This is a genomic window from Actinomyces sp. zg328 (genome assembly GCF_009829635.1).
GTDB classification, from domain to species: domain Bacteria; phylum Actinomycetota; class Actinomycetes; order Actinomycetales; family Actinomycetaceae; genus Actinomyces; species Actinomyces marmotae.
Map to the genome: position 1 here is coordinate 148308 of NZ_VWPE01000003.1, position 14375 is coordinate 162682.

Sequence of the window (14375 nt, forward strand, 5' to 3'; positions counted from 1 at the left end):
TCCCTCAGAGGATGTCGAGGCCGACGAGGAAGCCGTCCTCGTCGACGATGACGCCTCCCGACTCGCGGGCGATCGTGGCGGCCACGCGCTCGATGAGCGAGCGCGCCGCGGTGCGCTCGCGGCGGCGCGTGCGGCTGAGGGTGAGGGCGTGGGCGTCCGCGATGTCGACGGGCCGCCAGACCACTGAGGTGACGACGACGCCGTCGACGGCCCAGGGCTCCCCCCGCACGGCGATCGGCAACTCGTTCGTCCCCTCGACGCGGACCTCGATGCCGCCCCAGCCGGGGGCCCCCGCGTCGATCGGGGCGACGACGGCGTAGCCCTCGCGGTACTCGACGAGCTCCTCGCCGGCGGCCAGGGCCTCGGCCTCCTCGCGCTCGGCCTGGGCCCGCTCGCGCTCCGTGCGCCGCCAGACCGCGTCGAGGACGTCGGCGCCGATGGTCTCGGTGAGGCGCTCCAGGTCGTCGTGGGACAGGGCGTCGAAGCCGACCGCGCCACCCGGGGCGGAGGTCTCCAGGGCGGGCACGGCGCCCGGGGCGATGGGGTCGAGGAGGGCGGCCAGCGCGTCGGGGGCGATCCACACCGGCGCGTAGATGGCGAGCATGACCGAGGACTCCGGGTCCGGGATCACCAGGGTGATGCGGGCATTACCATCGTCGGGAGAGGTGTCGACCAGGCGGATGGCGCCGGCCAGGCGGCGGGCGATGGCGCGCAGGTGGATGAGGGCGACGAGTTCGGCGCCGGTGGGCATGGCCGTGGGGAAGGCGTCGGCCATCGGGTCCACGCCGGCGAGCTCGGGGGGCAGCGCGCCGGCGCGCTGGGGGGCGCATTCCAGGAGCATGACCTGGGCGGCCCAGTCGGGCAGGCCCAGAATCCGGCGCATGTCGTCGTCCAGGGGCCACGGTCCGTGCAACTCCGCGCCCGGGGAGAGCTGGAGGCGGGAGGCCCCGACCCAGCCGGCACGCTCGTCCAGGGACAAGGCGAGGGCCTCGATCTCCTCCACGGCGACGTCGTCGGCCAGGAGGAGCAGGTGACGGGAGTCCACGAGGCCGACCGGCAGCATGGAGGTGGCCGTGAAGGTAGTGGTGTCGACGGGCAGGGAGACCGCCAGGTCCCCCGAGGAGGCGCTCATTCGGACGCCTCGGCGGGAAGGCCGGCGTCCTCGATGCGCAGGCGGTCGAAGCTCAGATGCGAGCGGGAGGCCGTGGGCCCCCGCTGCCCCTGGTAGCGCGAGCCGCGCGCGCCCGAGCCGTAGGGGGCCTCGGCGGGACTGGACAGTCGGAAGAAGCAGAGCTGGCCGATCTTCATCCCGGGCCACAGCTTGATCGGCATGGTCGCCGTGTTGCTAAGCTCCAGCGTGACATGGCCGGTGAAGCCGGGGTCGATGAAGCCGGCGGTGGAGTGTGTGAGCAGCCCGAGGCGCCCGAGGCTGGACTTGCCCTCCAGGCGGGCGGCGACGTCGTCGGGCAGGGTGACGCGCTCGTAGGTGGCGCCCAGGACGAACTCGCCAGGGTGCAGGACAAAGGGCTCGTCGGGGCCGACGTCGATGAGGTGGGTGAGCCCATCCTGCTCGATCGCGGGGTCGATGACCGGGTAGCGATGGTTGTCGAAGAGCCGGAAGGAGCGATCCAGCCGGACGTCGATGGACGCGGGCTGGATCAACTCCGGGTCGCAGGGGTCGAGGACCACGCGGCCGGCGTCGAGCTGGGCACGGATGTCACGGTCGGAGAGGAGCACGGGACGATTGTGCCAGGCGCGGCCGCCGGCCGCGGCCGGCAGGCTGTCGCCGAGACCAGCCATGGCCGTTCCGATCACTCAGTTCGACAGCGGCACGCCCTGCGCATCCACGCCCCAAGGCCGGGCGCCCGGCGCCGAGCACAGGATGATGATGCCCTCGATGAGACCCCAGATGCCTGAGATGAAGGAGAAGATACCGAAGGACAGGATCGTGATGAGTAGTTGGGCAAGGGCCTTGCCGGTGTGCCCGAGGTAGAAGTTGTGGATGCCGAAGGCGCCCAGGAAGATGCCGAGCAGGCCTGCGGCCACCTTCGACTTCTGGTTGTGCCCGTAGGCGACCTGGGGCGCCATCGGCTGGCCGACGTACGAGCCCTGGGAGGCGGGAGCCTGGTAGCCCTGCGCCGGGTACGCGCCTGTGCCCGAATAGGGTGCTGGCTGCCGGGCACCAGGGCCCGGCCCCTCAGCGAGTGTGGCGTCGCCAGCAAAAGCATTGGGATCGCTCATCGGGAGTACCTTCCATCAGACGTTGGGGAGCGAGGCCGACCGTAGGCGGGCCGCCCCGAACAATAACCGACTCGCCTCGACCCTCCCGGCAACGATGCCCCTCAGGCATGGCGGACATCTGGCATGAAGGGGATGAGCGGCAGGGCGCTCGCCCGGCGTTTCCACATGGGCGCAGCAATGGGGTATGCTGCTCCCGCGCGCCTGGTGGTGAGCATCTGCGGATGTAGTTCAATGGTAGAACCTCAGCTTCCCAAGCTGATAGCGCGGGTTCGATTCCCGTCATCCGCTCCACGTGGAGGAGTCCGCGGCACCATCCCACGGTGCCGCGGACTCCTTCGTGCCTGCCGTTCCCAACCGCGCCACCCATCACGCCGGGCCCGAGGAGCGGACGCCTCGGCCCGAGGGGCGGACCCGCCGGGCCGAGCGCCAACTGGCCACGATCAGCGCCGACGTCGAGATCCCCGCAGCGCCAGGAGCGCCAGCCCGGCAACGAGCGCGCCGTTAGTGAGCGCCCCCTGGAGCTTCTGGGAACGCTTGGCGCCCTCCTCCTTCCAGAAGGCATGGCCCTGAGCGGTGGTGGGGAGGAGGGACAGGATGAGGCCGCCCGCGGCGCAGCGCACCCCCACGCCCGTCACCAGCGCGGCGCCTCCCACCATCATCGCCCCGCCGTTGAGCAGGACGAGGTCCCTCCCCGTGACCTCGCGGCCGAGGAGGGCCTGGGCGGTCGGCCCGGCGGAGGCGTTGAGGGCCTCGGCGATCGGCTCGGCCTGGTGGGCGAGGGCGTCCGCGCCGCCGACCTGGGCCCAGCCCCCGTGGATGAAGGGCCCGGCGAGGAGGGCGCGGATGACAAGCGGTGCGCGGGACATGGTCGGGACTCCTTTCAACCGGGCCAATCGGGGAAAATAGATCAGCAGGGTCAAGTGTGCCACCACCCGGCGGTCCGCGCGGCCTGGCCATCGGCGCGGCTCGATCCGGTCCCGCCGGATCGCCCTGGCCCGCGCTCCGCGGACCGCTCTTGGGCGCCAGCGCCCCGGCACTCGGGCCAGCGGGCCAGCAGGCCAGCGGTCCAGCAGGCCAGCAGGCCAGCAAGCCGCTCACACCCACCCGGCGCCGCGCGCCAGGCCCCAGGCGGACCACGCCGTGGCGCCGGCGATCACCAGCCACCAGGTGCCCAGCCAGAACCAGCCCGGCAGGTGGGTGAGCCCGGCCAGCGAGCCGTGGTCCTGATGTGGGTCGTGGCTGGCGGCGACGTCGCGCAGCGCGTCCCAGGCGCCCAGGAGGAGCACCAGGCCGGCCCCCGCCGTCAGGGCGTCGCGGGGCGCGAGGGCCAGCGGGCCTGCCCACACGACGCTGGAGCCCGCCCACCACAGCGCGGTGGTGGCGGCGATAATGAGCAGGACGAGCCCGAGAGTGCGCGCCGAGCGGGACTTGATGAGCAGCACGAGCTCGGCGATGAGGGCGAGGGTGAGGATCGGGCCAACCCAGCCGCCCAGTGCCGCATGCACGAGGAGGCAGCCGATGAGCGCGGGCGCGGGGTAGCCCGCCCACGCGGTGGCGATCCTGCCCGGACCCCGGCCGCGCCCGCTGGTGATCGCCCGGCCCCCGAGCCCGGCGTCCACGGTGAAGCCCTCGAAGCGGCGGCCGACGAGGAGTCCGACGCCGGCGTGCCCGGCCTCGTGGATGACGGTCACCGCCGCGCGCCCCCAGCGCCGCGCCGTCGGCACGGCTAGGACGAGGACGAGCAGGAGGATCCCCGGCCATACCGCCGCCGGGTCCGGCGCGGTGGACGGGAGGATGCGGTCAACGGCGTCCAGGAGGAGCCCACTGGGTGTCACGGTGGGATTGTGCCCCATGCGCTCATGCGCGCCCTGCGCGCTCCGGGAAGGGCGCGGCCGGGGCTCTACAGTCAGCGCATGAGCGCTCCCGCCCACCCCGCCCGGCCCTCCTCGGGCCGCCTCGTCGTCGCCGCCGCGATCCTGGATTCCCTGGCCCGCCCGACGGCGATGCTCTGTGCCGCCCGCTCCTACCCTCCCCAGCACGCGGGCCAGTACGAGCTGCCGGGCGGCAAGGTCGAGAGCGGGGAGGAGCCAGTGACCGCGCTGACGCGCGAGCTCGCCGAGGAGATCGGGGCGTCGGTGCGCCTGGGCGCCGAGGTCGTGCCACCCGCCGCCCTGGCGGTTCCACCTCCCCCGGCGCGGCGGGAGTGGCCGGGCGACGACGCCCCGGCCTGGGCCGCGATGAACAGGCACCGGATGAGGGTCTGGCTCGCCGAGCCCGACGGCGATCGCCCACCCCGATGCGGGAAGGCGCACCAGTCACTGCGCTGGGCGCGGCTGGGGGAGCTCGACGCCCTTCCCTGGCTGCCGGCGGACGCGCCCATCCTTCGCGCGATCCGGTCGGTGCTCGCGCCGGGAGCGCGGTCCTGATCCCGGGGACCAACACCCTTTCCGTGATCTCTCGCACAAACGCGATTTCCTCCCAGGCCGCGGCCCACACCGAAGCCCACACTTACTGACATTGAGCCCCACAACGTCACGTCGTGAGTTAGGCTGGCCTCATGCCGAAAATCATGGGTAGTTCCCTTGCCGAGCACCGCGAGCGCACGCGCAACGCGCTGTTCGAATCCCTGTCCCTCCTCATGAGCCAGCGCTCCTTCGACAAGATCACGCTCTCCGACGTCGCCTCGCGTGCCGGCGTGGGCCGCACCGCCGTCTACAACCATTTCGCCGATAAGGAGGACCTGCTCCTGGCCTTCATGGAGCACGAGGTCGTCCGCTACTCCGAGGAGTTGTCCATCGCGCTGGCGGGCATCGAGGACCCCCTCGACCGCCTGCGCGTGTACGTGCGCCAGCAGGCCCTCCTCAAGCGCCACTTCCACTTCCCGACCACCGGGCCGCTGGCCAGCTCGGTCTCGCGCAACACGGCGGGACGGCTGCGCGCCCACGGTGGGCTCATCAGCCAGATGCTCGCCTCGATCCTCTCCGACGCCATGGATGAGGGCCTCATCCCCCGGCAGGACCCGGGGATGCTCATCCCCCTGCTCAACGCCTGCGTCATGGGCGGGCGGCCCACCCCCCAGGACCCCGCAGCGCGGGCCGCCTACCTCGACGCCCTGGACATCTTCGTGCTGCGAGCCGTCGGAGCGCGACTGCCGGACCACGCGGTGCCCGCCATCCGTCGCACCCACGCCACGGAGGACGCGTCGGCCCAGAGGGCCCAGGAGGCGCCGCACGAGCGGGCCGCCGCCGGCTGAGCCGACCAAGCCCCCCAGCGCCGGCCCCGGCCTCGCCCGCGGTCACTCGCCTAAACGGCCTCTCGTCGCAGCGCCGCTGGCTCACCAGCGGCGCTTGGCGCCGTCATTGGGCGCTGCCGAGCGCTCCTCACGACCCTGGTTGCGGCGCTGAAGCCTCTTCTCCTTCTCCTGGCCCTCCGTGGGCGTTGGGCTGGCTGAGCCGCTCTCGCCCGCAGTGGGCTCGCTCGCCCCGGGGGCGGTCGGCTCCGCGGTCGGCGAGGAGGAGCCGGAGGGGCTCGGATCTGTTGATGAACCACTGCTGGGGCTCTGGGACGCGTCCGGGGAGGGGGTCCCGGGCTCGGTCGGGGCCTGGGTGGGCGAGGGTGTCGGGGTCTGGGTGGGAGGTGTCGTCGGCTGGGGCTGCGGGGACTGGGCCGGGGGGACCTCGCAGTCGCCCGCGGCCTCCTTCGCGGCGTCGACCTGGGCCTGCGCCGCCGTCGTGTCCCCCGATTCCTGGGCCCGCCCGGCCAGGGCCATATGGGCCACGAAGAGGTTGACGCGTGTCATGCACACGCCGGTGCGCTGCCGGATGACGTTGCCCGCGGTGTCATAGGCGACGTCGATGACCCCCTGGGGGGCATCGGGCAGGGCGGACTCCAGGTCGGCGATCGCGCGGTCGTAATCCCCCGCCAGGAGCTCGGCGGTGCCCAGGTTGTAGCGCACCCTCCACTTGTGCAGCCATGGGTTGATCGTGCGCACCATGCGGTAGCGGTCCACCGCGGTGGAGTAGTCGCCCGCGTACAGGGAGCGGTTGGCCAGGGTGGTGCCCGTGGACACCGCCGCGAGCCACAGGCCCACGACGAGCAGGATCGAGGTCAGGCTGAGCCCGATCAGCAGCCGGCGGCGCCTCGGCATTGGCTCGCGCGATCCCATCACCGGCCCCCTGACCGCGCCAGGCGGCGCACCTCGATGTCGGATCGCACGAGCGCCGCCGCCTCCCAGGTCATGAGCGCGAAGACCAGGAGCGCCAGGGGCCAGGTGAGGTAGCGGCTGGAGCGCTTGCCGTGGTGCCCGTCGGACAGGATCTGCTCGACGTCGACGCTCGTGAAGGCGCTCGTCGGGTCATCGCCCTCGCCGTCGCGCTGGTAGTAGGGCAGGCCGAGGTCCTTCGCCACCGACTGCAACTCCTGGACGTCCGGGACCGAGACGGCGTCATCGCTGTGCCCCTTCTCCTTGATGTAGGGCATCTGGTCGGCGGGGGTCGTGCCGCCGTCGTACTCACGCATCCTCCCGCCCTGGGCGGTGCCGTAGCCCAGCACCGCGCCGCCGTCGATGAGGGGGGCAAGATCCTTCCAGGCCACGCCCTGCGAGGCGGCGTCCTTGGCTCCGGCGCCATCGTCGGTGGCCTCGCCGTCAGAGAGGATGTAGACGAGGCGGGCGTCCTGGGGGGCCACCTGCGCGGCCTCGGTGAGGGTGGCGGTCAGAAGCGGGAGCATGCGCTCGAGCGAGGAGCCCGTGGATCGGCTCGTCACCTCCTGGCGGAGCGTCTTGATCCAGGAGTCGACGGCGTTGGTGTCGGTGCTCAACGGCATCTCCCTGGCAGCCGCGGAGTCCAGGGCGAGGATGGAGAAGCGGGCCTCGGGCAGGGCCTTGCGGATCGCCTCCAGGTCCGCGCGCACGCCGTCGAGCCGGGTCCCGGCGCCGCCGGCCCAGTCCTCGGCGGCCATGGAGCCCGTGCGGTCGACGACGAGGTAGACCTCGGTGGTGGAGGTGACCCGCTGATCGTACTGGTAGGTGCTGGGGCCGGCGAGCATAAGCACGAGGGTGACCACCAGCGCGGCCCGGCGGGCGACGACGAGGCGCGCCGAGCGCGACAGCCGGCGGGCGGGCGGGAGAGCAGCGCCGGCCCCCCGCGGGGTCAGGCCCCGCGGGCCGTAGGGGGCGGGGGCCGCCTGGGGGCGCGGCGGGCGCAGGCGCCACCAGTTCATGACGACGGCGCCGATGCCGATGAGGGCGATGAGGATGGTGAAGGGCCATCCGAACAGAGGATGGAATGTCATGCGCGCCTCCAGGCGGCGATGAGCAGCAGAGAGCCGGCGGCCAGAACCAGCCAGATGGCGCCCACCCTGGGGGTGTCCGTCAGCCGCACCTCGTTGTCGGAGCTGTACTCCTGGGCCTGGGTCTTCTCCAGCTCTTTGACGATGCGCCCGGCCGTGCGGGAGTCCCCCACTTGGTAGAACTTGCCGCCGTTGTCCCGCGTGACCCTCTCCAGCTCCTGGCGGGCCGACTCGACCTGGGAGGCGAGGTCGCCGTAGCTGAGCCCTTGGTCGTAGCCGTAGATGGAGAACAGGCGGATCTTCTTACTCGTGGCGAGCTCGGCGGCCTCGGGCAGGGAGAAAAGCTGGACGTGAGAGTTGTCGAAGACGACGTTGTCGGTGGCCAGGATGATGGAGCGGGGGCGCTCGTCGGCGCTGGCGGCCCCGGAGTTGTCGAAGGCCTGCGTGCAGGAGGCCAGGCCGTCGCCAGCCAGCGAGGAGGCGTTGAGCTCCTCCGCTATCGTGCCGGAGAACATTCGCGAGTAGCGGCTGCGCGCCGAGGAGAGGCTGGTGGACGCGGAGTCCAGGAGATCGGTGATCTTGCCCATCTCGGTCTTGAGGGTCTCATAGTCGTCGGTGAGGGGCACCATCGTCTGCGCCGTCGTGTTCCAGGCGATCAGGGCCACCCGCTCCCCGTTGAAGGAGTCGATGAGCTGGGTGTAGGTCTCCAGCACCTGGGAGTCCAGGCCGAGCATGGAGCCCGAGACGTCCAAGCACAGGACGATGTCGCGGCTGGCCAGGGCATCGTTGCGCACGTCCTTGCTCACTGGGCGCCCGGCGAGCAGCGCCGAGGAGACCATGGCCGCGACGATGAGCGCGCCCAGGAGCGCGTGGAGCGCGCGGCGTCGGCGCAGGCGGCGCAGGACCGCGGGCGAGCGCAGGAGCGGCATCGCGTTGGCGACGCGGCGCGTCGGGCCGGCCGGGGCCCGCTCGCCCCCGCGGGCGGCGCGCAGCGCGGTGATGCCGATGATCAACGCGGCGGCGCCGATGAGGAACCAGGGAAGCCAGGGCATCACCATCTGGAGACCACCTGCCTGGCGTGCTCGATGGCCCGGGCGGCGACGGCGTCGGAGTCGCGATCGAAGGAGGGCTGCTCCCAGATCGCCAGGAGCTCCCCGACATGCCCCAGGGGATTGGCGTCCAGGGGCTGCGCCGCGGTCCTGGCGCGCTTGAGGCGGGTCTCGACGTCCTCGGACTCGGTGGACGCGGACATGTCCATGATTTCCGTGACGGTCGCGGTGGTCAGGTCCTCACCGCTGCGCTCGGATCCGAAGCCCCGCAGGGCGGAGGCCAACTCGAGGTGCAGGACGCGCAGGTCGATCTGCCCGGCGTCGTACTTCTTCGCGGCGCGCTCGATGAGCCTCATCCAGCGGCGGCGCTCCCCGGGAGCCATGGGGATGTCGCTGATGAAGCCGTCCCGGACCCGGTGGCTCAGGAGCGACCAGAGGAGTCCGGCGACGGCGAGCAGGAGGATGACGACGGCGGTGACCGCCATCCAGGCGGGCATGAGCTGCGGGGGGCTGATCTCCACGGTCATCGCCTCCTTCGGGCGGTGGCGAGGCGCTGACGGCCGAGCACCTCGGCGATGGAGTCCACGAGGCCCTCCTCGGAGGCGACGACGGCGTGCTCGATGCGCCGCGAGTCCAGCAGCGCGGTGACGCCGGCCCGCCGGGCGGCGTCGGCCCGGGCGAGCTGGGCACCCAGGGCCGTGTCGTAGCGCAGGAACAGCGGCAGGTCCTCCGCCATCTCCACATCGCGGACCGCGCCGGGGTCGCCGGTGATGGGGGCGTCGTCGGCGATCTGGATGACGACCAGCTCGTGCTGCGCCGACAGCCTGCGGAGCTGGTCGTGGGCGGTGGCGTCCGGGTGGGAGGTGTCGGTCAGGAGCACCACGAGGCTGCGGCGGCCGTGGAGGCTGATGACCTTGCCGAGCAGGCCGGGCAGGTCGGAGGCGGGCGCGCCGGCGACCAGCTCGCCGATAGCGGCGCCGCTGTCCCGCCGGGGGGAGACCTGCCCCACCCGCATACGGGCGCTCGCCGGGGCGCCCCGCGGGGGCTCGGTGAGGGCGGAGTACTGCCGGGCGATGAGCCACAGGATCGTCTCGGCGTGCTCGGCGCCCGACCGGGGCGGGCGGGAGACCATCCGGGAGGCGTCCCCGGCCACAAGCGCCACGGAGTCGCCGCGCAGGCGGGCCAGGTAGGCCATGACCTCGGCGACGGCGAGGGCGAGTTCGCGCTTGTCTTCACCGCTGGGGGCCTGGGCGGCCATGGTCCGGCCGGTGTCGATGGCCAGGACGAGGGGCAGGTTGGACTCGCGCTGGTAGCGCTTGATGACGGGCTGGCCGATGCGCGCGGAGGCCTTCCAGTCGATGTCTCCCACGTCGTCGCCGGGGCGGTAGGCGGACAGGTCGTCGAAATCCTGCCCGTGCCCCAGGAGCACCGACTTGTGCCGCCCGTCGAGCAGCCCGATGGCGCGGCGCAGGGTGGGCAGGGACAGGCGCCCCCGCACCCGGGCCAGGCGCGACCCGCGCGGCGTTGGCTCGGCCGGCAGCTCGATGGCGCCCGCCGTGGGAGGGCGGCTCACGGCGTCGGGACCGCCGCGAAGACCGCGTCGATGATCGCCTCGGGGGCGATGTCATCGGCGAGGGCGTCGTAGGTGAGCACTAGGCGGTGGCGCATGACGGCGTGGCGCAGCAGGCCGACGTCGTCGGGGGTGACGTAGGTGCGGCCGGCCTGCAGCGCGAGGGCCTGGGAGACCCGCATGAGGGCGATCGAGCCCCGCGGCGAGCCGCCGACGCGCACATGGCGCTCCAGGCCGGGCACGGGGCGCGGGCCGCCGCCGCGGGAGGTGTTGATGATGGCGACGATGTACTGCTTGATGACCGGGTCCACGTAGACGCGCTCGACGGCACCCTGGAGCCATTCGACGTCATCGGTGCTGATGGGCTGGGCGCGCAGGGGCTCCTCGAAGGCACCCGAGGAGATCTTGTCCAGGACGTCGACCTCCTCCATGGGCTTGGGGTAGCTCAGCACGTCCTTCATGAGGAAGCGGTCCATCTGGGCCTCGGGCAGGACGTAGGTGCCCTCCTCCTCAATGGGGTTCTGGGTGGCGAGCACCATGAAGGGGTGCGGCAGGGGGTAGACGACGCCGCCGATGGAGGTCTGGCGCTCCTGCATGGCCTCGAGCATGGCGGACTGCGTCTTGGCGCTGGAGCGGTTGATCTCGTCGAGCAGGACGATGTTGGCGTGCACCGGGCCGAGCTGCGTGGTCATCTCCCCGGTGGCGTACTGGAGGACCTGGGTGCCGACGATGTCGTTGGGCATGAGGTCCGGCGTGCACTGGATGCGGGTGAAGGAGCCGGAGACGGCTGAGGCGAGGGTCTGGGCGGCGGTGGTCTTAGCCAGGCCCGGGACCGATTCCAGGAGGATGTGCCCACCGGCGATGAGCGTGGAGATGAGGGCCAGGCGCAGTTGCTCCTGCCCCACCAGGCGCTGCTCGAAGACCTGGTGGATGCGCTTGATGAGGGCGCGAGCGCGCTCCACGTCCTCCTCGGGGTGGCGGGAGCGGGAGGAGCGGGCGGCCTCGGCGCGCAGGGCCTCGCGCGTGGGCAGGGGGCCGGTCGGCGCGGGGTAGGCGCGCTCGCGGGGGACGGTGGGGACGGTTCCCGACTGCGGGATCTCTCCCGGGGCGGGGCGGATGTCGCGGCGCGCGCCGGGGGCGATCGTCGGCGGGGCCTGCGGGGCCTGCGCCGGCGCTTGGGGCATCGGCGGGACAGCGGGCACCGCGCCCCTGAACGGCCCGGCCGCGGTCGGTGCGGCGGGCTGCCGGTGCTGCGCGGGGTCGGTGCTCATACGTCTCCTCATGAGGTGCGGTGGGCGCTCTGCCGCACGCAGGCTATAACGGAGCCTTGCTGAGGCGATACCTCCGGCGATGGGTATCCTCACCCACGTTTCCGCTCCCTCCAGGCGATCCTCTCCCTCCCGTTCGCAAGACCGGTCCGCGGACCGGTCTCGGTCATGATTTCGACCGGTCTCGCATATAGGGAGGGGCTATGAGGGGGTGAGGGCGGACAGGTCGGCGTCCGAGGCCTCGATCCTGACCTCGATGCCGCCTCCCCCCACCCGGGCAGCGGTCACCCGGAACCCGGTCGGAAGCGCATCGGCCGGGAGCCCGAGCGATGAGGGCCCCATCCCCAGCCACTCCAGCACCGTCTTGCCGGCGATGCTCTGATCCGCGGGAATGTCCCTGCCCGCCCACGAGATGCTCGTCACGGTCAGGCTCACGCCCCCCGCCTCGGTGACGACGGGCGCCAGGTGGATCCCCACGCCCTGGCCGCAGACGGTCCCGCGCAGGATCGCCGTTCCGGGGGAGTTAGCCGCGCCCTCCTGGAGCGGAGAAGAGGAGGGCGAGGACACGCCACCGACGACGAGGCCCGCCATGCGATCGACCTCGGCCCAGGGCAGGGTCCCGCTGAGGACGACGTGGTCGGCGTGATGCACCCCCGAGGTGCTCAGCCCCTCGATCGTCAGGGCGACGTCGCTCAGCTGCGCGCCCTGGATCGCCGCGGGATCCCCGACCCTGGGGGCGGAGCAGCCCTGGGCGCCCGTGACGATGTTGAGGAGCCCGCCCAGCAGGCCCCCGTCTCCCGGGGTCGGCTCGGCCGTGGGCTCCGGGGCGGGCGTGGCGGCCTCGGTCGCGGGGGCCCCTGCGCGCATGACGGTCAGCGTTGAGGCCGTGATGCTGAGGCTGTCGATCTCTCCGCGCACGACCTGGGGCAGGACGGGCCCGTCCAGGCTGAGCCTGGCATCCGGGGAGAGCCCGTGGAGGGAGCTGAGGACTCGGGAGGTGATCTCATGGCGCGCGTAGCGCTCCGCCCCCACTCCGGCCAGGCCGAGGAGCGCTGCCAGGATGACGACGACGGCGATCCCCCGTCGCCAGGTCAGGAGGCGGCGCCGGGGCTCGACGCCGTCACCCTCAGGGCCCTGCGAGCCCTCGGAGCCATCGGCGCCGTCACCACCGTCAACGCAGTCGGCGCCGATGGGGCCGGGGCGCTCGTCGTCGCCGTCAGGACCTTCAGGGGCCCCGGCACTGGCGACGACTTCGCGCTCGCCCAGGTCCTCATCGGTCATGACCGCTCCTGCCCGCCTTACTCGCTCATGGTCACGTCGCTGCCGGCGAGAGAGATCTTCAGGCCGTCGGCGGTGACCATGACCTTGCTGATCCTCAGGCCGTGGGGCAACTGATCGGGGGTGATCTCCACGCCGCTGATCGGGATGCCCAGCAGTGCGAGAATCCTGCCCCCCTCGGAGTTGGGGCCGTCAATGGGCACCTCGACCCCGTCGGCCTTCGCCGAGGTGACGGTGATGCCCAGGCCGCCGTCGGCCGTGACCCGCGGCTCGAACACGATCTCGAAGGCGGAGCCGTAGCCGACGCCGGAGGCGCGGGCACTGCCGGGGTCCGTGTCCGTGCCCGGGCGCACCACGTCCACCGTCACGTCCTTGGGGTTGATGTCGGCGGTGGTCACCAGGTCGTTGGCCCCCCGCCAGTCGATGAGCCCCGTGGCGCGCGCGCTGCTCGCGCGATGCGGGTCGGAGGCGCTCACGCCGGTCAGCTCCGCGTGGACATCGCACACGCTCAGGGTGCTGGCCGTATCCGCTCTCACGGGCAGGTCGAGTCGGGAGGCGTCGATGCCGATCGAGTCGATGCGGCCGTGGAGGAGCTGGAGGATGAGGTCATCACCCGTGGTGATGGAGGCGTTCTTGTCCAGTCCGGGAAGCGCCTGGCGGATGGCGGCGGCCACCCGCCCGGACAGGTAGGAGTCCAGGGCGGGCCGCGCCGTGAAGTTGCCCACGGTGAGCAGGGCGACGAGGCAGGCGGCCGAGACGGCCAGCGCGCGTCCCCGGCGGGGGGAGGGGCTGGCGGCGGAGGGGGCGTGAGAGGGTTTCAGGGAGGACGCGAGCGAGGAGGTCTCAGGCACGGTCGGCTCCCGCCCCCTTCGCGGCGCCGCCCACCTTCGTCGGGGCGGTGGTCACGGGCGCGGCGGCGGCGCGGTTGGCGGCGAGCTCGTCGTCGAGCATGGGCAGGTCCTCGGCGGTGACCATGAGCGTGGAGACGGCGTGCTCGACGAGCGCCGTCCGGCGGTTGGAGGCGGCGCCCTCGGCGCGGCCCCCGCGCAGCCCCCGCACGCCGACGCGGTCGAGCTTCTCGCAGACATTGTCGAGCTTGCGGTTGAACTTGGTGATCGACCAGCCCAGGCGCGCGGCGGCGGCCTGCGAGGAGGGGATCTCCGCGGCGCCGGTGCCCGCGCGGCGCAGCACCGGCTCGGACAGCGCGAGGATGAGCAGGAGCTGGGAGCGGGTCATCGGGGTGACGCCGATCGTCGTCTGGCCGGTGGACTGCCTGGCGCCCTCGATCCCGGCGAAGTGATCCTCGCCGGCGGTGATGAGGTCGATCTCATAGGTGGTGGGACCGGCGGAGAAAGTGAGGATGACCCGTGGGAAGACCAGGGGCATGCGCGCTCCGGGGGCGAGGCGGGACTGGACGAGCCCATCGCCGTCGGTGAGGGTGGCCGACAGGCGCGAGCCCTCATTGGCGATCCACCACAGGCCGTTCTCGCGGGCGAGCACGACGAAGCGCCGGTGCAGGTAGGGATTGTCGTCGATGTCGAGGTCCCCGCCGCGGCCGACGACGAAGGTCTCGTCCGGGGCGATCCTGTGCACCTCGCCGGAGAAGTCGAGCACGAGCTCCTCGGGGCGGTCGGGGTCGACGGTGGGCAGCGATTCCGTCCACGTTGCGTCGCTGGTCAT

At 72.5% G+C, this 14375-nt stretch carries 16 protein-coding genes and 1 tRNA gene; 3 read left to right on the top strand and 14 right to left on the bottom strand.

Annotation, left to right across the window (positions count from 1 at the left end):
• Nucleotides 1-4: 4 nt before the first annotated feature.
• The 3 genes from GVV75_RS03115 to GVV75_RS03125 all read right to left on the bottom strand — a co-directional run bounded on the left by GVV75_RS03115 (nt 5) and on the right by GVV75_RS03125 (nt 2241).
• Nucleotides 5-1132: a hypothetical protein gene (locus tag GVV75_RS03115; protein ID WP_159813432.1), complete on the bottom strand. Its 1128-nt coding sequence runs from the start codon at nt 1130-1132 to the stop codon at nt 5-7.
• On the bottom strand, nt 1129-1737 hold the full coding sequence (gene dcd, locus GVV75_RS03120; protein ID WP_159717648.1) for a dCTP deaminase: 609 nt from the start codon (nt 1735-1737) through the stop codon (nt 1129-1131). The genes GVV75_RS03115 and dcd overlap by 4 nt, the downstream gene beginning before the upstream one ends.
• A gap of 78 nt (nt 1738-1815) precedes the next feature.
• Nucleotides 1816-2241 (bottom strand): TM2 domain-containing protein, encoded by a 426-nt coding sequence (locus GVV75_RS03125; protein ID WP_159813434.1) that lies wholly within the window; start codon nt 2239-2241, stop codon nt 1816-1818.
• 217 nt (nt 2242-2458) lie between these two features.
• Here GVV75_RS03125 and GVV75_RS03130 point away from each other — a divergent pair.
• Nucleotides 2459-2532, top strand: a tRNA-Gly gene (locus tag GVV75_RS03130).
• Nucleotides 2533-2681: 149 nt separating this feature from the next.
• Here GVV75_RS03130 and GVV75_RS03135 read toward each other — a convergent pair.
• Complete coding sequence (locus tag GVV75_RS03135) at nt 2682-3107, bottom strand: DoxX family membrane protein (RefSeq protein WP_159522796.1); 426 nt, start codon at nt 3105-3107, stop codon at nt 2682-2684.
• A 228-nt stretch (nt 3108-3335) separates the two neighbouring features.
• Entirely contained in the window at nt 3336-4076 is a 741-nt protein-coding gene (locus GVV75_RS03140; RefSeq protein WP_236266041.1) for a M50 family metallopeptidase, read from the bottom strand.
• A gap of 78 nt (nt 4077-4154) precedes the next feature.
• On the opposite strand from GVV75_RS03140, the gene GVV75_RS03145 reads away from it, so the two are divergent.
• Nucleotides 4155-4667 (top strand): NUDIX domain-containing protein, encoded by a 513-nt coding sequence (locus GVV75_RS03145; protein WP_159813436.1) that lies wholly within the window; start codon nt 4155-4157, stop codon nt 4665-4667.
• A gap of 131 nt (nt 4668-4798) precedes the next feature.
• The gene (locus GVV75_RS03150) at nt 4799-5494 is read left to right on the top strand and encodes a TetR/AcrR family transcriptional regulator (RefSeq protein WP_159522792.1); all 696 of its coding nucleotides are present in this window, start codon (nt 4799-4801) and stop codon (nt 5492-5494) included.
• Nucleotides 5495-5575: 81 nt separating this feature from the next.
• On the opposite strand, the gene GVV75_RS03155 is transcribed toward GVV75_RS03150, so the two are convergent.
• The 9 genes from GVV75_RS03155 to GVV75_RS03195 all read right to left on the bottom strand — a co-directional run bounded on the left by GVV75_RS03155 (nt 5576) and on the right by GVV75_RS03195 (nt 14375).
• Nucleotides 5576-6388, bottom strand: a complete 813-nt coding sequence (locus GVV75_RS03155; protein ID WP_159813438.1) for a tetratricopeptide repeat protein — start codon at nt 6386-6388, stop codon at nt 5576-5578.
• 17 nt (nt 6389-6405) lie between these two features.
• Nucleotides 6406-7533 carry a vWA domain-containing protein gene (locus GVV75_RS03160; protein WP_159813440.1) on the bottom strand — a complete coding sequence of 376 codons (1128 nt, stop codon included), beginning with the start codon at nt 7531-7533 and terminating at the stop codon, nt 6406-6408.
• Nucleotides 7530-8588, bottom strand: coding sequence for a vWA domain-containing protein (locus tag GVV75_RS03165; RefSeq protein ID WP_159522786.1), 1059 nt, complete (start codon nt 8586-8588; stop codon nt 7530-7532). The genes GVV75_RS03160 and GVV75_RS03165 overlap by 4 nt, the downstream gene beginning before the upstream one ends.
• Nucleotides 8582-9106: an alpha-amylase gene (locus GVV75_RS03170; protein ID WP_175993995.1), complete on the bottom strand. Its 525-nt coding sequence runs from the start codon at nt 9104-9106 to the stop codon at nt 8582-8584. Before GVV75_RS03170 ends, GVV75_RS03165 begins: the two co-directional genes overlap by 7 nt.
• A complete protein-coding gene (locus GVV75_RS03175; protein WP_159813442.1) occupies nt 9103-10152 on the bottom strand; it encodes a DUF58 domain-containing protein in 1050 nt (349 codons plus the stop codon). Before GVV75_RS03175 ends, GVV75_RS03170 begins: the two co-directional genes overlap by 4 nt.
• On the bottom strand, nt 10149-11420 hold the full coding sequence (locus tag GVV75_RS03180; protein WP_159522782.1) for an AAA family ATPase: 1272 nt from the start codon (nt 11418-11420) through the stop codon (nt 10149-10151). Before GVV75_RS03180 ends, GVV75_RS03175 begins: the two co-directional genes overlap by 4 nt.
• A 198-nt stretch (nt 11421-11618) precedes the next feature.
• Nucleotides 11619-12698 carry a hypothetical protein gene (locus GVV75_RS03185; protein ID WP_159717654.1) on the bottom strand — a complete coding sequence of 360 codons (1080 nt, stop codon included), beginning with the start codon at nt 12696-12698 and terminating at the stop codon, nt 11619-11621.
• A gap of 17 nt (nt 12699-12715) precedes the next feature.
• Nucleotides 12716-13546, bottom strand: a complete 831-nt coding sequence (locus GVV75_RS03190; RefSeq protein ID WP_159717655.1) for an LmeA family phospholipid-binding protein — start codon at nt 13544-13546, stop codon at nt 12716-12718.
• On the bottom strand, nt 13539-14375 hold the full coding sequence (locus GVV75_RS03195; RefSeq protein ID WP_159522776.1) for a hypothetical protein: 837 nt from the start codon (nt 14373-14375) through the stop codon (nt 13539-13541). Before GVV75_RS03195 ends, GVV75_RS03190 begins: the two co-directional genes overlap by 8 nt.